The 18,446-nt window shown below is 58.8% G+C and carries 21 protein-coding genes; 8 read left to right on the top strand and 13 right to left on the bottom strand.

Translation table 11 applies throughout. The features are described 5' to 3' along the window. Nucleotide 1: 1 nt before the first annotated feature. Nucleotides 2-703, bottom strand: coding sequence for a HisA/HisF-related TIM barrel protein (locus tag RGR602_RS30895; RefSeq protein WP_040115775.1), 702 nt, complete (start codon nt 701-703; stop codon nt 2-4). A gap of 43 nt (nt 704-746) precedes the next feature. Between RGR602_RS30895 and RGR602_RS30900 the strand changes: the two genes are divergently transcribed. Then, nucleotides 747-1,793, top strand: coding sequence for a hydantoinase/oxoprolinase family protein (locus RGR602_RS30900; RefSeq protein WP_040116634.1), 1,047 nt, complete (start codon nt 747-749; stop codon nt 1,791-1,793). A gap of 34 nt (nt 1,794-1,827) precedes the next feature. Here the strand turns inward: RGR602_RS30900 and RGR602_RS30905 are convergent, their stop codons facing one another. The 5 genes from RGR602_RS30905 to RGR602_RS30925 are packed head-to-tail and all read right to left on the bottom strand — an operon-like array spanning nt 1,828 to nt 6,133. Continuing rightward, the gene (locus tag RGR602_RS30905; RefSeq protein ID WP_040115776.1) at nt 1,828-2,391 is read right to left on the bottom strand and encodes a DUF447 domain-containing protein; all 564 of its coding nucleotides are present in this window, start codon (nt 2,389-2,391) and stop codon (nt 1,828-1,830) included. Continuing rightward, entirely contained in the window at nt 2,388-3,785 is a 1,398-nt protein-coding gene (locus tag RGR602_RS30910; RefSeq protein ID WP_040115777.1) for a DUF6513 domain-containing protein, read from the bottom strand. The genes RGR602_RS30905 and RGR602_RS30910 overlap by 4 nt, the downstream gene beginning before the upstream one ends. Then, the gene (locus RGR602_RS30915; RefSeq protein WP_040115778.1) at nt 3,778-4,329 is read right to left on the bottom strand and encodes a flavoprotein; all 552 of its coding nucleotides are present in this window, start codon (nt 4,327-4,329) and stop codon (nt 3,778-3,780) included. Before RGR602_RS30915 ends, RGR602_RS30910 begins: the two co-directional genes overlap by 8 nt. After that, nucleotides 4,326-4,964 (bottom strand): amino acid kinase family protein, encoded by a 639-nt coding sequence (locus RGR602_RS30920; RefSeq protein ID WP_040115779.1) that lies wholly within the window; start codon nt 4,962-4,964, stop codon nt 4,326-4,328. The genes RGR602_RS30915 and RGR602_RS30920 overlap by 4 nt, the downstream gene beginning before the upstream one ends. Then, on the bottom strand, nt 4,961-6,133 hold the full coding sequence (locus tag RGR602_RS30925; protein WP_040115780.1) for a (5-formylfuran-3-yl)methyl phosphate synthase: 1,173 nt from the start codon (nt 6,131-6,133) through the stop codon (nt 4,961-4,963). The genes RGR602_RS30920 and RGR602_RS30925 overlap by 4 nt, the downstream gene beginning before the upstream one ends. A gap of 157 nt (nt 6,134-6,290) precedes the next feature. Here RGR602_RS30925 and RGR602_RS30930 point away from each other — a divergent pair, with 157 nt between their 5' ends. Genes RGR602_RS30930 through RGR602_RS30955 form a run of 6 tightly spaced genes read left to right on the top strand, consistent with a single transcriptional unit; the run spans nt 6,291 to nt 11,350 of the window. Beyond that, nucleotides 6,291-7,514 carry an ABC transporter substrate-binding protein gene (locus RGR602_RS30930; protein ID WP_407692073.1) on the top strand — a complete coding sequence of 408 codons (1,224 nt, stop codon included), beginning with the start codon at nt 6,291-6,293 and terminating at the stop codon, nt 7,512-7,514. A gap of 20 nt (nt 7,515-7,534) precedes the next feature. After that, a complete protein-coding gene (locus tag RGR602_RS30935) occupies nt 7,535-8,509 on the top strand; it encodes a YVTN family beta-propeller repeat protein (protein ID WP_040115781.1) in 975 nt (324 codons plus the stop codon). A gap of 31 nt (nt 8,510-8,540) precedes the next feature. Continuing rightward, nucleotides 8,541-9,002, top strand: coding sequence for a cupredoxin domain-containing protein (locus RGR602_RS30940; RefSeq protein WP_040115782.1), 462 nt, complete (start codon nt 8,541-8,543; stop codon nt 9,000-9,002). Nucleotides 9,003-9,057: 55 nt separating this feature from the next. Next, nucleotides 9,058-9,864 (top strand): ABC transporter ATP-binding protein, encoded by an 807-nt coding sequence (locus tag RGR602_RS30945; RefSeq protein ID WP_052451836.1) that lies wholly within the window; start codon nt 9,058-9,060, stop codon nt 9,862-9,864. After that, nucleotides 9,861-10,730 (top strand): ABC transporter permease, encoded by an 870-nt coding sequence (locus RGR602_RS30950; RefSeq protein ID WP_052451837.1) that lies wholly within the window; start codon nt 9,861-9,863, stop codon nt 10,728-10,730. Before RGR602_RS30945 ends, RGR602_RS30950 begins: the two co-directional genes overlap by 4 nt. After that, nucleotides 10,727-11,350: a hypothetical protein gene (locus RGR602_RS30955; protein ID WP_040115783.1), complete on the top strand. Its 624-nt coding sequence runs from the start codon at nt 10,727-10,729 to the stop codon at nt 11,348-11,350. The genes RGR602_RS30950 and RGR602_RS30955 overlap by 4 nt, the downstream gene beginning before the upstream one ends. On the opposite strand, the gene RGR602_RS30960 is transcribed toward RGR602_RS30955, so the two are convergent. From RGR602_RS30960 to RGR602_RS30990, 7 genes are all read right to left on the bottom strand, one after another. After that, entirely contained in the window at nt 11,325-11,627 is a 303-nt protein-coding gene (locus tag RGR602_RS30960) for a hypothetical protein (protein WP_040115784.1), read from the bottom strand. The two genes, RGR602_RS30955 and RGR602_RS30960, sit on opposite strands and share 26 nt — an antisense overlap. Before the next feature lie 95 nt (nt 11,628-11,722). Continuing rightward, nucleotides 11,723-12,142 carry an organic hydroperoxide resistance protein gene (locus RGR602_RS30965; RefSeq protein WP_040115785.1) on the bottom strand — a complete coding sequence of 140 codons (420 nt, stop codon included), beginning with the start codon at nt 12,140-12,142 and terminating at the stop codon, nt 11,723-11,725. A gap of 290 nt (nt 12,143-12,432) precedes the next feature. Further along, nucleotides 12,433-13,170, bottom strand: coding sequence for an HAD family hydrolase (locus RGR602_RS30970; protein WP_052451838.1), 738 nt, complete (start codon nt 13,168-13,170; stop codon nt 12,433-12,435). 3 nt (nt 13,171-13,173) lie between these two features. After that, nucleotides 13,174-13,905: a glycerophosphodiester phosphodiesterase family protein gene (locus tag RGR602_RS30975; protein ID WP_040115786.1), complete on the bottom strand. Its 732-nt coding sequence runs from the start codon at nt 13,903-13,905 to the stop codon at nt 13,174-13,176. A gap of 32 nt (nt 13,906-13,937) precedes the next feature. Then, nucleotides 13,938-14,858 (bottom strand): ABC transporter permease subunit, encoded by a 921-nt coding sequence (locus RGR602_RS30980; RefSeq protein ID WP_040115787.1) that lies wholly within the window; start codon nt 14,856-14,858, stop codon nt 13,938-13,940. A 2-nt stretch (nt 14,859-14,860) separates the two neighbouring features. Next, on the bottom strand, nt 14,861-15,853 hold the full coding sequence (locus RGR602_RS30985) for an ABC transporter permease subunit (protein ID WP_040115788.1): 993 nt from the start codon (nt 15,851-15,853) through the stop codon (nt 14,861-14,863). Continuing rightward, nucleotides 15,840-17,201 (bottom strand): extracellular solute-binding protein, encoded by a 1,362-nt coding sequence (locus RGR602_RS30990; protein ID WP_040115789.1) that lies wholly within the window; start codon nt 17,199-17,201, stop codon nt 15,840-15,842. Before RGR602_RS30990 ends, RGR602_RS30985 begins: the two co-directional genes overlap by 14 nt. Nucleotides 17,202-17,354: 153 nt before the next feature. On the opposite strand from RGR602_RS30990, the gene RGR602_RS30995 reads away from it, so the two are divergent. Next, on the top strand, nt 17,355-18,401 hold the full coding sequence (locus tag RGR602_RS30995; RefSeq protein WP_040115790.1) for a sn-glycerol-3-phosphate import ATP-binding protein UgpC: 1,047 nt from the start codon (nt 17,355-17,357) through the stop codon (nt 18,399-18,401). Nucleotides 18,402-18,446: the final 45 nt, after the last annotated feature.

Genomic DNA, 18,446 nt, shown 5'->3' on the forward strand with positions numbered 1-18,446 from the left:
CCTAGCTCCCATTAAAGGCGGAGACGTCGGTTCCTGTAAGTTCGCCGCTATGCAGCGATGTTGCGACCAAGGCACCAGCAATGCCCATGTCACTCAGCCGTTCCAGGTCATTGACGTTGCGGATTCCGCCTGCGGCGATGATGTCGCGGTTTCCGGCGATGTCCTTGATTGATCGCAGGCGATCGAAGTCGGGTCCGCAGCGCGCACCCACTTTGTCGAGTGTCATCACGATCACTCGTCTCGGCCACAGGTCAGGCGTTGACATGATGGCGGGCGGCCCGAGGAAGGTATCACCGCGAAAGTCGAGGGAAAGGATCAGTCTCTGATGCGCACCGAACGCGCTGAGAACGTCGATACCGACCTGGCTTTCGGAACCCAGGACGGCAAGGATCTGCGCGTTGGCAAGCGCCTGCCCGACGTCCGTTGCGCTTCGAAACCCTGCATCGAGCCAGACGTCCGGCCTCGGCTGCAAAAGAGATAGAGGCCCGGCGGCTAAACAATGGCTCGAACCGCTCTCGATGGCATCGAGGTCGGCGACATAAAAGATCGAAAACGGATGGATTCGGCGCAAGCCGTCGGCGACATTGCTGATCGCCGGTGTCGCGCTGAGCGGCGTCTCGATGGGCCTATAGGTATCGCGCATGCCCATCTGCGCGCGTACCACCTGGCCGTCTTTGACGTCGAGAACGGGAATGATAAGCAATGGTCAAACCTCGGCAGAAACGATCACTCACATGAAAGCCGGAATGGTAGCAAAAGAAAAGCGAACAGTTATCGGCTGGGACATCGGTGGTGCGCATTTGAAGATGGCGCGGACCGACAATGGACAAATTACCCATGCCAGGACCCTCAAGGCGCCGATGTGGCTCGGGCTCGATCAGGTGCGCGATGCGCTGGATCAGTTCCGCCCGCTTTTTCAAGGCAATCCCATCCATGTCTTCACGATGACGGGAGAGCTGTCGGATGGCTTCCCGTCGCGAGATGCCGGTGTTCGCCATATCCTGGATTTCATCAAAGCGGAATTCGGCGGCGACGACCTGCAGGTTTATGGTGGCCGTGCAGGTTTCGTCGATCTTTCAGAAGCCTACGATCTCGGCCCCGATATCGCCTCGGCCAATTGGCATGCCACGGCTGCGTTGAGCGCCTCGATCAAAGGAGAAGGTCTTTTCGTCGACATGGGTTCGACGACCACCGACATCCTCGCGTTTCAGAACGGACGCCTCTGCAACAATGGCTATTCCGATGCGGAGCGTCTGTTGACCGGCGAACTCGTCTACACGGGCTTTACGCGCTCGGCGCTGATCGGCATTGCCGAAAGAGTTCCGGTGCGCGCCACGATGACGCCGCTGATGAACGAGTATTTTGCCAATACCGCCGATCTCGGGCGCATTCTCGGAACATTGGACGAGGCCGATGACCAATACCCCGCCGCCGACCGAAGAGCCAAGTCGCGCCATGGATCGATCGGCCGCATCGCTCGCATGGTCGGACGTGACGGCACCGATCTTAGCGAAGGCGAATGGATCGATGTCGCCCGCTGGTTCAGCGAGCACCAATTGCGCATGATCCACGACGGTGCGTTCCGGGTTTGCGGCAATGCCGCACTAAGCCCGGGCGCACCTGTGGTGGGCGCGGGGATCGGTCGCCCGCAGATCATGCAGCTCGCCAAACGCCTGGAGCGGCCCTACGTCGACTTCGGCATGCTCGTTCCAGCAGCATCGGACGAGATCCGCGATCAGGCAAGCAAGGCCGCGCCGGCCGCTGCCGTCGCGCTCCTGTGGTCGAAATCGTAAAACGCACTACGGACGAAATGCCGGACGGATCCCGTCAGTCTCCGCGCGAATCGACATTCACGCGCTCCATCAGCCAATCCCAGGCCTGCCGCTCGTCAGCACCGGCCGTCTTGTCGATTGCAATCGACAGATATGCAATCTCGGAATCGACCTTTTGCTTGGGCAGCATATGCAGTCTGCTCACCAGGATTGCCAGTTCGAGAACGGCTGCCTTGGCCCGGTTCATGCCTGTGAACGGGGCATGCGTGGCCTCAGCTACGATCCGGCAGAAATAGCGGGGGCGGATCTCGTCCTGCGTGACGGAAACGACCTGCAAAACGGAATGACTGAGCGCTGCCTCCAGTCGCGGGACAGGGCAATCTTGCACCGCAACCAGCGGCCATTCCCGCCGTCCGGTGAGACAGCCCGCGAAAATCCGCATGTCGTCCGTATAATTGGCAATGGCAAACGGCACGGCGGTAAGATTTTCGAGGGTTGTGGAGGGGCGGAACGGTGCAATGATCCATCCGTCATCCTGAGCGATGATACCAAGGGGCGCGATATGCACCCGGCCCTTGGCATTCACCGTCGTTACGATCGTTTCGCGAATGAAGCTCATGGGCCGCCCTTCTTTGCGCGCAGCGTGTGCCCGGCCACGGCAAGCCGTGTGCGGTCTTCGCCTGCGCCCGGGCTCGCCACGCCCCAGGTAAGCGGCTCGTCCTGCGAATAGCGTTTGCCGAGCTTCCAGGCGATTTCCGCCTTCATCAATTCCGCTCCCAGATAAAAGGCGTGCGCGCCATCCTGTTCGACATTAAGCACAGGAAAGAGGTCGAAGGCGTTGTCGCTCTTCCAGTGGCCGGCTTTGCTGAAGACATGGATGCCGTCAGGAGCAGTCATGATGCGAAAATTGGCGTCGCGCACGTCTTGCGCAAGCGCCTCGATATCGGCAATGGAGCTCGCAAAGGGCGCGCGGTCGTGTATTTGCAGGAGGGCTGCGTCATAGCCGCGGGGCAGCGCATGATCGTGCTTGGCGGCATACATGATGCGTCGCGCCCGGTCGTGTTCCTCCACCGTGCGCACGGTATGCGGGCTGACGTTGACGACCAGCACGTTGGCGATGGAAAGCTCCGAGCAAAGGCCCGCGAGGATGGCTGTTATTCCCGACGTGTCGGCGTCGGTCAGCTCGGTCAGGTTGCCGGTACCCATCATCATCTCGACGTCCGGCCAGCGGCGGCGAGCCTCGATGAAGCGTCCAAGCGAGGCGGCGAAGCCGAAATGGATTGGGTCGAGAACCGGATCGGCGATGAAGGATATCCCGGCGTTCTGCGCCGCCTCGATGGCACGGCCGAGAGAGAAAAGGTCGCCCGGCACGGCTGGAATGAGAACCGGTTTGACCTTGTGGCGGGCGGCAATTCCAATTGTCTTTTCGTTCAGGCTCAAAAGATAGTCGACGCCGGAGCGGGCGGCAAGTTCCAGTTCATCGGCGTTCGCTGAGTCCACGCTGACGCAAAGCCCCTCGGCCTTGATCCGCCCGATGGCTTCTTCCAGATGGGCAAAGGGCGTATCTGGAAGGCAGCCCAGGTCGATCACATCGGCGCCGCCGTTTGCGAGCGCACGCGCTCTTTTTAGCAGCGCCTCCAGCGACAGGGTCGATGCGTCGACGATTTCGGCGAAAATGCGCATCTCGTGGCGCGACAGATCCGGCGGCTTTCCCGCCCGGCCAAGGTAGACAGGCAGATCCGCCACCTCGTCAGGTCCGCGCACGAAAGGGATGCCGAATTCGTCGCTTAACCGTTCCAGATGGCCTCTGAACCGACCGGGCAAGACAACCCGGTCCGCCTTCAACGGCCGAGGCAAGCGACGGCTGACGATTTCTTCCGTCATCAGGGCGGCAACCTTCACACCGATGTCGATGATCTCGTAGGTGAAGGGGGTTGTTCCCAGTCCGGTGAGAATGTTTTCAAGCCTGGCCTTTGCCAGGTGCCCGGTCAGGAAGACGAGATGCTCAGCCACGACCGTCGATCTCCCCTTTCCGCCGCGCCACCGCCAGCTCCAGATCAGCAAAGGATTCCACGACCTGCGTGCGTTCAAAGGTCTTGAGACGGGCCGTGTTCTCAAGATCGATCGGCCGCGGATAGACCTTCACCATTCCGTGGGGAGCCATTGTCTCCAGCTCGGGCGCGGTGTCACAAGCAAAGACGATTGATGGAAGGCGGCATTTGCCGGCTTGTGCGTAGACATTCGTGGCGATCGTGTCGGAGATTCCCGCCACGCATTTTGCGACGGTATTGGACGTGGCAGGCGCAATCACGACGCTATGATAGACGCCGTGATAGAATTCGCCGACAGGGACCGCACTTGCCGTCTTGTCGTGAAGCACGCGCGTCGTGTCCGAAAAATCGAGCTTCAGCCCATACATCCTGAGAACTTCGTCTGCGGCCTTCGTCACGAAGACGTCGCAATGGTCGAGTGAGCGGATCAACTCGAAGCATTCGACGAAGAAATGGCCTGACCCGGTCAGCACCCAGGCCCATCGCGGCGTTCGAAGCCGCGTCATCGGCACGTCTCTCTGCGGGCTTCCTCGGGCAATCCCACTGGGCGCCCGGGTATGCGGGTCATGGGCAGCGCGAGAAGCTGCGAACTGAGCGACGATGGTCCGGCAACGTACAAGACTGTCTCCTCCCCGAGCAGTTGCGGCAGCATGGCATCGACGACGCCATTGTCAACGAGCGCTTCCAGATCGTTCGGAAGGGATTCCGGATCGACCTGCTTGCACAACAGCAACTGGCGGCTTCCGATCTGCCTGCACAGCCAGGCCGCAAGTGCATCCGACGTCACATCCCACGACTGTGCGATGTCGGCGTTGCGGGTCATCTGGGACGGCAGCCATACCGGTATTTCGTCTTCGGCGAGAATTGCGTCGAGCTCGCGCAGCGACCGGGCCGGTTGAAAACGCGCATGCCGCTCGGCGATCACGATGCCGAACTGATCCATGGCGAGAATGGCCATCTCATGTGCCGCGGCATTTGAGAAGTGCATGTTATTTTGCGAAACGCGCACCTGGTCGGCAAACGGTCCGCCGCCGGGAACGATCACCAATGGCAGGCGCGCCGATGCCAGCACCGCAATCCATTGGTCCATCTCGATACGGCCGGCCGTGCTTCCTCCAAGCTTGACGACCAGCGGCTTCATACCACTTTCCTTCCTCCTTCGGCCTTTGCCGCTACGACGCGAAGCGGCTTTGACAATCGGGCGCTTTCCCTCTTGCGCTCGATCTGCACGCCAACGCCGCCCGGACCCAGCTCCAATTTTTCTACGCGCACAACGACACGAGCCACACGCGGGTTCTCAAGGATGAACGCTGCAGCCTGCTCGGCAAGCGTTTCAACCAGATCGACATGACCACGGCTGACGATCGCGCGGATGCCGTCCATGATGAGGTCGTAAGAAACGATATGATGCATGTCCTTCGGATCGCGGGTGAGACGTAGGACATCCGCCGTCACATCGAACCGGACCTTCTGCTTTTTGCCATGTTCAAAGCTGTAAGCGCCGATGTCGACCGGCAGGACGAAATCCCGCACGAAGATCTGGTCGGTGCCGAGATTGTCCTCAGCCGCATCGGGGAAATACCCTCGTGCCGCCAGGAGTTCGAGGTCAACGCTCGGCGTTTTTTCAGCTGGCCGCTCCCCGGGAATAAGAGCACGGATCTTTGCCGTGGCTTCAGCGTCCAGATCGGCGTTCCTGGACAGGCCCTCGCACAGCGCTCCCCGGAAGCCCAGAAAATCCGGCTTGCCCGGCAGCAAGCGGGGGATGTCGGGTGCTTCCAATGAGCCGGCAACGCCCGTCATCAATCCGTGCCGTTGTCCCTGCGCCACAAAATCCGAAATCCGATCTGGAGGAATGTGATCCAGCAACCGTCCCTTCGATTTGTCATCCGTATCCAGCATGACGCCGTAAAAGCCTGCTTTTGCAAACGATGTCATGACGTTCTCCTCGTATCGATGGTCGGCAAAAACAACGGCGATCAACCTCTTGCGGCCGGCAATATCGGCCAAGGCTTGCGCATCCGCCCCGATACGGGACGACGGTAGAAACCCGATCTTGATGAAATCAACACCTGTCGCGGCCACTTCCTCGACCCTTGCCCTGAGAGCCTGCAGATCGCCGCCAAGTTCGCCGCAGGCGGCACTGACGGGCCGTCTGCCGGACACGAAATCGACAACGTCGGTGATTTGCGGGATGTCTGCCGCCCCAAGCGCGCCGCGCAAAGGGTCCTTGAGATCGATAATGTCCGCACCTGCCTGTAGAACGATCTCCGCCTCGTTGCGATTTTGAACACTGGCCAACATCAATGTCATGGCATGTCTCCGCAGGCGCCGCATTTTTCCCAACCGTGGCGGGAAAAGTTGAGTGCAAGTATTGAGTTTATCGGGGATTGGACTACAAACATAGTGGGCACCTAATCGAGACAGCGCGTCCGCCTTCGTTGAAGCCGGCGCGGAGCGTGGTATGACCATGAAGAGTATGGTGCCGAATACTCTTATCTTTTTATTCGCTTGTTTTTCGCTGCTCGTCAATGCGCCGCATCTGATGGCGCAGCAAAATCCCGCCAACGGACCTGCAACGGAAATCCGCATAGGATATCTGCGCGCCTATGAGCCACAACTTGCGCTGTCGGTCCTGGATGTCCCCCCGCGCGATGAAGGCGTTGCCGGAGCCAATATCGCCATCAACGACAACAACACGACCGGCAGATTTCTCGGCCAGTCGTACAGCCTGGACGTGGTAGAGACGAAACGGGAGGAGGATGTCGTCCCGGTTTTCAGGCAGATGCTGGCGCGCGGCGAGAAATATGTGCTGACCGACATATCAACCAAACAGTTGCTCTCGATTGCCGATCTCGCCAAGGAGAACGGTGTGCTTCTCTTCAATGTCGGCTCGACCGACGACATTTTGCGCGAGCAGGAATGCCGCTCTAACGTCTTCCACGCCGCGCCGACGCGCACCATGCTTGCCGATGGCCTGGCGCAGTATCTGATCTGGAAGCAGTGGCGCAAATGGGTGCTGCTTTATGGTTCCCACGAACCGGACCAGCTTTTTGCGGACGCGATCCGGCGCTCTGCCAAGCGTTTCGGTGCGACGATCGTCGAGGAGCGGCTCTACAAGGATACGGGCACGGCCCGCAGAACCGACAGCGGCGTCGTTCAGGTGCAGCGACAGATGCCGGTCTTCACCCAGGGCCTGCCCGACCATGATGTCGTCATTGTTGCCGACGAGAGCGAGGTCTTTGGAAGCTATGTTCCTTTCCGGACCTGGGACCCGCGGCCCGTCGCCGGCACGGCGGGCCTCATTGCCTCGTCCTGGCATCCGGCCAGCGAACAATGGGGCGGCTCTCAGATCCAGAACCGCTTCGTGAAGGCGACGGGACGGCGCATGCTCGGCAAGGACATGCAGGCCTGGACGGCAGCCCGCATCCTCGGCGAGGCCGCGACGCGGACCAACGGCAACGATCCTGCTCAGATCGAAGCCTTCATAAAAGACGAGAATTTCTCACTGGCGGCCTTCAAGGGACAGAAGGTGAGCTTCCGTCGCTGGAACTGGCAGCTCCGCCAGCCAATTCTGCTCGGCGATGGGCGTGGTGTGATCTCCACCTCGCCCCAGGAGGGTTTTCTTCACCAGTTTTCCGAACTCGACACATTGGGGATCGATCAACCGGAGACAGCCTGCAAATTGAACTGAACAGGCAATGGGAGGAAAGAATGCACAGACATGTTTATCTGCTTGCGGGAATAATCGCCGCCGTCTTGTATGCGGGACCGTCTCTGGCCAATACCGTCTATGTTTCGAACGAGAAGGACAACACCGTCACCGTCGTCGACTCCAAGACGATGGAAGTCACCCAGACAATCAATGTTGGACAAAGGCCGCGCGGCATTACGATTTCCCATGACGGAAAGCACCTTTATGTCTGCGCGAGCGACGACGACACCGTCGAGATCATCGATACGGCAACGCATCAGATCATCGGGACACTGCCTTCCGGTCCGGATCCGGAGCTCTTCGTGCTATCGCCTGACGGCAAGACGCTCTACGTCGCAAATGAGGACGACAATCTGGTCACCGTCATCGACGTCGACAATAAATCCGTGATCACCGAAATACCGGTCGGCGTGGAGCCTGAAGGCATGGGCATCAGCCCCGACGGAAAGACGATGGTGAACACCTCCGAAACGACGAACATGGCGCATTTTATCGATACCTCGACCCATGAGATCGTCGCCAACGTGCTCGTCGACTCGCGTCCGCGCTTTGCCGAATTCAAGCCCGACGGTTCACAGGTCTGGATCTCTTCGGAAATCGGTGGAACCGTCTCCGTCATAGACAATGGCTCCAGACAAATCGTCAAAAAGATCACGTTTGAGATCCAGGGCTTGCGCTCGGAGGCGGTTCAGCCCGTTGGCGTGCGGATTTCGGCGGATGGCAAGAAAGCCTATGTCGCCCTCGGCCCGGCCAACCGCGTGGCGGTCATAGACACGCAAACCTATGAGGTCGAGAAATATATCCTTGTCGGTCAGCGTGTCTGGCAGTTGGCTTTCACGCCCGACGGCCAGCACCTGATCAGCACGAACGGTCTTTCCAACGATATCACCTTCATCGACACGGCGGGCGACGAGCCGGTCAAATCCGTCACCGTCGGCGCCATGCCGTGGGGAGTGACCGTAGCACCCAACTGATAGGCGTTCCGCTTTCCAAAAGGAGGACAGCATGAAACTCGCAGTCATTGCTTTTGCAATTCTTATCGGCGCTCTTTCTACCCAACAACCGGCCCTTGCCCAGTCCGGCGATGACGATGACGGCGATCCCGAGCCCAAGGTTACGCGCGCAAGCCAAAACGTGCCGGAATTGATCCTCGGATCGAAGGACGACAGCTACGCAGTGAACCGGAAAGACTTCGAACTCGTTTCAGGACAGGGCTACCGGTGGAAGATCACGTCGGCGGCCGGCCTTGAGTACAAGTTCGTAACCGATCTGTTTCGCAACGTGTGGATGAATCAGATCGTCATCAACGATCTCGAGGTTCACATGAATGGAGCCCCGGCATGGCTCGAATTCGATTCAGAAGGAACGATCAACGTGCAGTTTTCAACAGTGCGGCCGGGAGAATACACATGGTCGATTCCCGACCTTGCCGACAAGGGCATGACAGGCAAGATCATCATCAAGTAGGCATCCCGGGCGTCCTGCTCGCCTGCGGCAACGCCGCTTGTGAAAGGTATATCCAATGAAGCTTGAATCCCGCTTGGACGAGACATCCAATAGGCAGGAGAGTGCGGCGCTCGCCGCACTCGAACTCACTTCCGTCAGCTATAGCTATGGGCAGCGAAAGGCGCTCGACAATGTGTCGTTTTCCATAGAGCCCTCGCGCTTCACCGTTCTTCTGGGGCTTAACGGTGCCGGCAAGACGACGCTGTTTTCACTCGTCAGCCATCTTTTTTCGCCGCCGGCGGGCCGCATTCGCGTGTTCGGCCAGGACATAGATCGCAATCCCGGCCCCGCACTCAGACATCTCGGCATCGTGTTTCAGGCCCGCACCCTCGATCTCGATTTGAGTGTCCGACAGAATCTCCTCTATCACGCCTCCCTGCACGGCATCGGATCGCGTGTGGCGCGGCAACGGATCGACGAGCTTCTTCGGTCCATCGACATGAGCGACCGCATCGAGGAAAAGGTCCGCGGTCTGTCCGGCGGACAGATCAGGCGTGTCGAGATCGTCCGGGCGCTCCTGCACCGGCCTTCCCTTTTGCTGCTCGATGAGGCGACGGTCGGGCTCGACATCAAGTCGCGTGCGACCATTCTGAGGGATATTCGTGCTCTCGTGGAACACGCCGGCATCAGCGTGCTGTGGGCAACCCACCTGATCGACGAGGTTGGTCAGGCGGATCAGATCCTGGTCCTGGACCAGGGAAAGCTCGTCGCCGATGGTCCGGTTTCGGCCATTCTTGCCCACACCGGCACGGAGACCATCAATCAGGCATTCTCAAAGCTTACCGGTATCGCGGACATGAATATCCGGGGAGGAAAACAATGAGCGGCGCGACCAGAACGTTGGGCGGTGCGACCGCCGGGGAATGGAAAGGCTTCACGCCGATCCAGTACCTCGTGTGCCTGCGGGGTATTCTGTTTCGCGAATGGCTGCGCTACCTCTCGCAGAAGGAGCGCTTCGTCTCCTCGCTGGTGCGGCCGCTGCTCTGGCTCTTCATATTCGCAGCCGGTTTCCGGCAGGTGCTGGGCGTTTCGATCATTCCGCCGTATGAGACCTATGTTCTTTACGAGGTCTACATCACGCCTGGATTGTGCGGGATGATCCTCCTCTTCAGCGGCATGCAGTCCTCCCTGTCGATGGTCTATGACCGGGAGATGGGCAATATGCGTATCCTGCTCGTCAGTCCATTTCCGCGCTGGTATCTTCTCGTATCCAAGCTTTTGGCCGGCGTTGCCGTTTCGCTTCTCCAGGTCTATGCATTCCTGGCGATTGCCTGGTTATGGGACGTAAAGGCGCCAATCGCCGGCTATTTCATGATCCTGCCTGCCCTGTTTTTCTCAGGGCTGATGCTTGGAGCGTTGGGAATGCTCTTGTCATCGCTTGTCAAGCAATTGGAGAATTTTGCAGGGATCATGAATTTCGTGATCTTTCCCATGTATTTCGCCTCCTCGGCACTTTACCCGCTCTGGCGGGTTCAAGAAGCAAGCCCGCTGCTCTACAAGATATGCCTCCTCAACCCGTTCACCTATGCGGTCGAACTCATCCGCTTCGCCTTTTACGCGCGTATCGAATGGACATCACTTGCCGTCGTTCTGGCCGTCACGCTTGCCCTGTTGGGGGGAGCCATCCTGGCCTATAATCCCGCACGTGGCCTGACCGTCCGCAAGCAGGAGATGGGAGCAAGCCAGTGAGCCGACGCGTTTTCGTGATCGCAATCCTTGCCGCGCTGTCTGCGGCACCGGCGGCACACCCCGCAACAAACACCGATCCGGACTGGCCTTGCGTTCAGCGCAAGGTGCCTGAACTTTCGATCGGCCAGGTGTGGAACGCCGGCGAGCTTCCCGAAACGGCCAAGCAATGGGACAAGGACCCTCGATTGTCCGACCTCGCCGCCGAACTCGTCAAGCGCAGCAATCCGATCGATGATGCCCGCAAGCAGATTTCCGATTATATCGCATCGCTGCCCAAGGATCAGGCCCATGAAAAGCTGGAGCAGCTTTTCATGGGCGTGTTTGACAAGATCAACATAGAACGCGGCCTGATCATCTCCGGCATTTCGCGCTATGCCGAAAGTCAAAGGCAGCTTGCCGCCGATCTCAGAAAAAAGGCCGCAGAGGTCGACAAGATGCGCACGGCATCTGATGCCGACCAGACCGAGCTTGCCAGGCAGACGGCGCAACTGACATGGGAGACGCGCATCTTCGAAGAGCGTGTCCAGTCGCTTTCTTATGTCTGCGAGGTTCCGACAATGATCGAGCAGCGCCTTTATAGCCTCTCGAAAATCATCAGCGAGATGATGCAAAGGAACTGATCCTGCCGCCGGCAGCACCCTGCGAATGGCCAGCTTGCGCCGTCGCGATCAAGCCGCCGGCCGCGACCTCGACGCGTCGAGGTTCACTCGCGTATCCGGATGCGCAACGCTGCCGGGGCAAGCGGTTTTTAGCGCGACTGCCGGGCGCTTCAACGGCGAGCGCAGACGCCGCCGTGCGCAGGCCATCCAGCGGAGAAGGTTCCTGCGAGGCGAAATCGTAGAGACAGGGCGTCGCGAAGATTGCCCCGCTCAGGATAGAGATGGTCAGCAGTCTCATTCGTCCTCCGCAGAACATGGGGGATGTCTTCTTCCGTTCGCGTTGCGCGTAATCCGGCCGCCGCAGACCCTTGGGGCCTGAGGCGGCCGCTTGCGTTACTCGACGATCTGCAGTTCCACATGGATGTTGTCGCGTGTCGCCTTGGAATATGGGCATGTCTGATGCGCTTCCTCGACCAGGACCGTTGCCAATGCCGGCTCGATACCCGGCAGGCGAACGTTAAGGCGGGCCTGCAGAAAATAGGCGCCGTCGCTGTTTCCAAGATCGACCTCGGCATCAACGGAAAGATCCTGAGGAAGCTTCACCTTTCGCTTGCCCGCGGCAATGCCGATTGCGCCGATGAAGCAGGCCGACCATCCGGCGGCAAAGAGCTGCTCGGGATTGGTGCCGTCCCGATTGCTGCCCGGAGGCGAGAGCTTGATGTCCAGCTGACCATCGTCACTGCGAGAGGCCCCCTCGCGGCCGCCGGTTGTCCGGGTCTTGCCCGTATAAAGAACCTTATCGATCTTCGTCATCTCCAAACACTCCTTTGCTGCGTCGCTGGCGACGTCGTTTTGGGAAGTGTCATTTGCCCGATTGACGTATCGGTCATGTTTTCAAAATGATCCGAAGTGTAACGAAACGTAGCGACTCGCTGGTCAGACATCTTGTTGTACAGTTAAGGTAGGCTGAGGCTCGGCGCGTGAGAACGTTTTGCTTCCAGTTCCACGAAGTCGCGCGCACAGAGCCCCATAAAGCCGCCGTCAGAGAGATGGCGGAGTTTCAAGAGATAAGTCGGCCCGGACGTCTCGGGAGGGATGGAGACCTAGGCCTTGATCGACTGGCTCGCTGCCAACAGCATTGGCGTTAATTCTCCGGCTCCGGTTGCCACGCCAAAGGCGCCCGAGGAAACAAGCAATGCCTTCCTTGCCGGCCTCGGATCGGCAGGATCAACGAAGCCTATGGCGATCATGCCGGCGGAGACGGCTGCCGCAACGCCATGCGGACTGTCGTCGACCATGACACATCGTGCCGGTCTTGCCGCGAATTTCTCCGCGCAATGCAATAAAAGGTCCGGGGCAGGCTTTGGCCGCGCCACGGCCTCGGCGCTGAAGACCCCCGGGTGGAAGCACTGCCAGAGATCGAGCCTGCCGAGGCTCGCGCGAAGCCGGTGCATCGTACTGTTCGATGCAACACATTTCGGCCGGGTTAGGCTGGCAACGATGTCGCCGATGCCAGCCATTGGCGTCAAGGACCGTGCGAATTCGGCGTAAAGCCGCCGATGCCAGGCTTGGAAGACGTTTGCAACGTCACCCAAGCCGTAGTCGCGGACGCACATGTCGCGGATCACCCTTTCGGAATTGCCCGTGAATTTTTCATGGGCTTCGGAAGGGGTGATTGCCACGCCCGCCTCCTGCAGGGCTTCCGCAAGCGTGCGGCTTGCGATCGGCTCGCTGTCGATGAGCACGCCGTCGCAGTCGAAAATGACCAGGTCAATGTTCTGAAGGGGATCCGGGTTGGAGCGATTGGCGGCGCGCGTTTGGTCTGTCGCAGATAAGGACACGGTTCACGAACCCCGTATGCTAAGGGCAAGATCCGGCCTGTCGGTCGTGATCTGCCGGACCGGTTTGGCCAACCAATAGGCAATGTCTGCAGTGTGATTCGGCACCCATGCGCCGAGCCGGTCAAAGGGAATGAAGGACGTGATTTCGTCCCAATGCGTCGCAAGCAGAGACTTTTCGACGGCAATGATGTCGGCGAGCTCCTCCATTTTCTTAAGGCCGGATCTGAGGCCACCTCGCTCGGCGGCTGCGCGGTCAAATGAAGACAGCGTCCGGATATGCGGCGCAACCTCACGGACAGTTTGAAGAACGCTGGCGTGAAAGCTCGTCAGGAACGAACGGTCGGCGAGCTTGAGGCTATCGACGAGGTTTGCAGCCCTCCTCTCAAGGCCCGGATAGGCATCCCCTTTCGCATCCGCCTTCAGCTCGATATGCAGCTCAAGGGCGCTGAACTTGAATATCTCGAGAACCTCGTCAAGCGTCGGTATCGCCTCTCCGTCGCTGTCTTTCAGCCTGACGCTTCGGTGCTCGCCTGGAGCAAGGTCGAAGACCGGTCCGGAGTGATCGGTCGTGCGATCAAGGGTTGCGTCGTGAATGACGAGCAGTTCGCCAAAACGGGTCAAATGCACGTCGAATTCGACGCCTTCGACTGGCATTTCAGCCAGCTTGCGGAAGCCAGAAAGGCTGTTTTCGGGCCAGAGATTGCGGCCACCGCGATGACCGATGATGTAAACCATATCGAAATTGTCCTTATTGTCTGGGCAAAGGCCTACTTGCCGGAGTCTACCAGCCCCTTGGTGAACCAGCGTTGCATGAGGAGAATGATGACTGCCGGAGGCAACATGACGAAGAGAGCGGCACTCATGGCAATGTTCCATGCAGGCACGGAATCTGACACCGGAACCAGCTCCTTAAGACCCAGAATTGCGGTCGCCATCGTCTTGTCGGTGGTAAAGAGCAGCGGCCAAAGATACTGGTTCCAGCCATAGAGAAAGAGGATGATTGCAAGTGCCGCGATATTGGCGGTGGAAAGCGGCAGCAGCACATCCTTGAAGAATTTAAGGGGGCCGGCACCATCGAGTTTCGCCGCCTCGCACAGCTCCTCAGGCACGGTCAGGAAGAATTGGCGGAAGAGAAATGTCGCCGACGCGGAGGCAATCAGCGGCAGGATCAGACCGCCATAGGTGTTCACCATGTTCCACTTCATGGATGTTTCGATGCTGTAGCCCGTCAGGTTTTCCAAAAGGCCTGCAAATCCTGTGATGCCGGAAAGCCAGCGGATCGGGCCCGCAGCGTCGGCGACGGCCTCGTAAGTCGGGATGATGCGGACTTCCACGGGCAGCATCAAGGAAACGAAAATCAGCCAGAATGCGGTCATGCGGAACGGGAAGCGAAAATAGGTCACGGCAAAAGCCGCAATGAGCGAAATGGCGAGCTTGCCGATGACGATCCCGCCCGTCACGATGATCGAGTTGAGGAAAGCTTGCGCAAAATCGCCTTGCCTCCAGGCGACTGCGACATTGTCGATAAAATGCGAGCCCGGCACGAGCGGGAAAGGAGCCTGCTGCACCTCTTCCAGCGTGAGCGAACCTGCCACGAAGGCAAAGTAGAGCGGCAAGCATACGAAAGCTGCGCCAACCAACAGAACAACGTGACAGAAGATCGAAAGACCGAGATTTCGTTCGCCCATGGCTACACCTGATAATTGACCTTGCGCTCAAGCGCTCGGAACTGGAGGACCGTGAAAAGGACCGCGACGATCATCAAGATCACCGACTGGGCAGCTGACGACCCCAGATCGAGCTGCACGAAGCCGTCCTGATAGACCTTGTAGACCAGGCTGTTTGTGGCGCCTGCAGGCCCGCCACGCGTGACGGCATCGATGATGCCGAACGTTTCGAAGAGGCCGTAGACGAAGTTCATGACGACGAGGAAGAACACCGTCGGTGAGACGAGCGGCAGGGAAATCGTGAAGAACCGCCGAACCGGGCCCGCCCCATCAAGCTTGGCAGCTTCCAGCAGCGAGGCCGGAACCGCAAGCAATGCGGCAACCAGGAAGATGTAGTCATAGCAGACGTTCTTCCAGATGGAGGCAATCGTCACCAGAATCTGTGCATCGAATGGCCGTCTGTTCGGATCCCAGGCAATGCCCAGCGAATGCAGGAACTGTGCGATCGGACCGACAGCCGGATTGAACAGAAAGGCCCAAAGCACGCCGGATATGACAGGCGCAATCGCATAAGGCATCAGGATGATGCTCTTGTAGATGGCGCGGCCGCGGATGACGAAATCCGTGGCGAACGCAAAGAGCCCCGCAAGGCCAAGCGTTGCAATGTTCTGGAACAGCGTGAACCACAGCGTAAAGAGGGCGCTGCTTCTATATTCAGGGCTCGCCAGCAACGTCTGAAAATTCTTCAGGCCGACGAAGATCTGCAGGCCACCGAATGGGTCGACCTGTACAAAGGCGAGCGACAATGCCTTGTAGGAAGGGATGAAGAAAAAAAACAGCAGGATCAGCAACTGAGGCGCAACGAGCAGGGCAGCGAGCCACGGCTTGTTGAAATGCGCAGCCTTGAGACCGGCCTCGGGGGAGCGCGCTGTCGCCAGGCGGGACAATGGCCTTCCCAGGATGCGGAGGCGCCGTGGAGCGCCTCCGATGACCTGCACTGGACTATTTCCCCGCATGGAGCTGCTCATATTGGCGAAGAATCTGGTTTCCGCGGGCAGCCGCTGAATCAAGCGCCTCTTGGGGGGTCTTTTGACCGGTCCAGACCCCTTGGATCTCTTCGACAAGAAGCGCCATCGACTGATTGTGGTTGCCGAAACGGAAGCCGCGGGAATTATCGTCCGGCGTACCGCGGGAAAGCTGCAGAATGGCGATCTCACGCGTCGGATGCTCCTTGTAGTAGCCTTCCGCCTTGGCCTGCTCGTAGGCTGCGTTGGTGACCGGCACATATCCCGTCTGCTTGCTCCACCAGACCTGTGTCTTCGGCGAAGCGACGAAATTCAAAAAGGCGGCCGCGCCCTTGTATTCGTCCTCGGATTTCCCCTTGAGCACCCAGAGCGCACCGCCTCCGATCGTGCTGTTCTTCGGTTCGATGCCTTCCTCGTGCGGCAGGAAGGTCGCGCTCCATTTGAACTTTGCGCCCGCCTCCACAGCAGCATGGGCGGCCGTCGAGGCGACATAGGTCGAGCAGGTGCCCGAGATGAAGAGCTGATCGGGAGAAAGCCCCTGGCCGGCGATCTGCAAGACGCCGTCATCCATCCACTTTTTCAAGCGCTCCACCTGACCGACGACCAGCGGGCTCTTGTTGAAGACGAACTCGGTATCCAGCCCGCCAAAACCATTGGCTTTGGTGCCATAGGGCTGGTCTTGTATGGCCGCATAATTCTCGATCAGGCTCCAGTAGAAGTCGTTGGCGAGTGCCATCTGGCATTTCGAGATGCCTTTTTCCTTGATCGCATAAAGCTGCTTTTCGACTTCCTGCCAGGTTTCACCAGGCTTTTCAAAGCCGGCCGCCTTGAACTGTTCGGCATTGTACCAGAAGATCGGAGTCGAGCTGTTGAACGGCATCGCGGCGGGCTTGCCGTCAATGAGATAAAAGCCCGCAACGGGTGCAACAAAATCGTTCCAGTTGATCTTGTAGCCTTCCCGCTCCATGAGTTCAGGAACCGGAATGATCGCGCCGGACCGGTACATTGTCTGGAAGCCGCGTTCGGCAGCCTGAATCAAAACAGGCTGCTGACCAACGCGATAGGCCGCAACCATTGCAGCCATCGTTTCCTCATAATTGCCTTTGCTGACACCGACGATCTCATATTTGTCCTGAGAAGCGTTGAAATCTGAAATCAGCTGCTTGGTGATCTCGGCAAGCCGGCCGCTGGCGGCATTCCACCATTCGACCTTTACCCGGTCTGCGGCGAGCGCATTGCCTCCGATATTAAAGCTTAAGACCAGTGCGGCGGCGCCAGCCGCAACGCTCTTGAAGACCCGCCCGAACTGGCGGTGGTTTTCTGAAGCCTTGTCTGTCATTTCGTTTTCCTCTCCATCGCCTGCTGTTTGTGCGTCGGCTTTGCCGGCTGCGGCTGACCCCTCCCAAGGTGGCGATGAAAACAGGTTAGGGGTGACTTGTTACAAATGTCAATACCATGTTACAAATGTATGACGGCGCACGGGAGGAACGAAATGGCAGCCATAGAACTCATCGATCTGAAGAAGAATTATGGTCAGGTCCCAGCGGTGAAAGGTGTCAACCTGACTGTCGCCGACGGCAAAATGATCGTGCTTGTCGGGCCTTCGGGCTGTGGCAAGTCGACGCTTCTACGAATGATTGCCGGCCTTGAGAGCATCAGTTCAGGGCATTTGCATATTGCGGGAACCGACGTGAGCACCGTCGAGCCCGCAAAGCGCGATATCGCGATGGTGTTCCAGAACTACGCGCTTTACCCCCATATGACGGTTCGTCAGAACCTCGAATATGGACTGAAAAATCGCCGCGTCGCGCGCGCCGAAATCGACCGGCGCATTGCCGAAACCGCAGCCATTCTGGAAATCGGCCCATTCCTCGAGCGCCGTCCACGTCAGCTATCGGGCGGGCAGCGCCAGCGCGTCGCAATGGGTCGGGCAATCGTTCGCAATCCCGCCGCTTTCCTCTTTGACGAGCCGCTTTCGAACCTAGACGCCAAACTGCGCGTCCAGATGCGGGTGGAAATCCGGCGCCTGCAGCGGCGGCTGAAGACGACAAGCCTTTACGTGACGCATGACCAGCTGGAAGCCATGACACTTGCTGATCGTCTGGTTGTCATGAATGGCGGACGGATTGAACAAATCGGGACCCCGGTCGAAGTCTATCAGCGCCCCGAAACGATCTTCGTCGCTGGCTTCATCGGATCACCGCCCATGAACTTCGTTGAACTTAAAACGAACGGCACCATTGCGGCGGAAGAACTAACTATGTCCGCCGACGCCGATGTGATCGGCATTCGTCCAAATGCCATCAGGCTCGGCGAGACCACTTCGCCTGCCCTTCGTTTCAAGGGCAAAGTGGAGCTCGTCGAAACCGTGGGCGACGAAAACCATATCCATCTGCGCCTTAATGATGCGAAGAACGAACTGATTGTGGCAAGCATTGCGGGCGACCAGCGACTTTCGGACGGTGAGACCGTCTCATGCTTTGCCCTGGCAGACAGTCTTCACCTCTTCAACAGTGCGACGGGCCGGCGGGTCAACTAACAAAAATCCATGCAAAAAACCACCGGACCACGGCAATTGACAAAG

Source organism: Rhizobium gallicum bv. gallicum R602sp (genome assembly GCF_000816845.1).
GTDB classification, from domain to species: domain Bacteria; phylum Pseudomonadota; class Alphaproteobacteria; order Rhizobiales; family Rhizobiaceae; genus Rhizobium; species Rhizobium gallicum.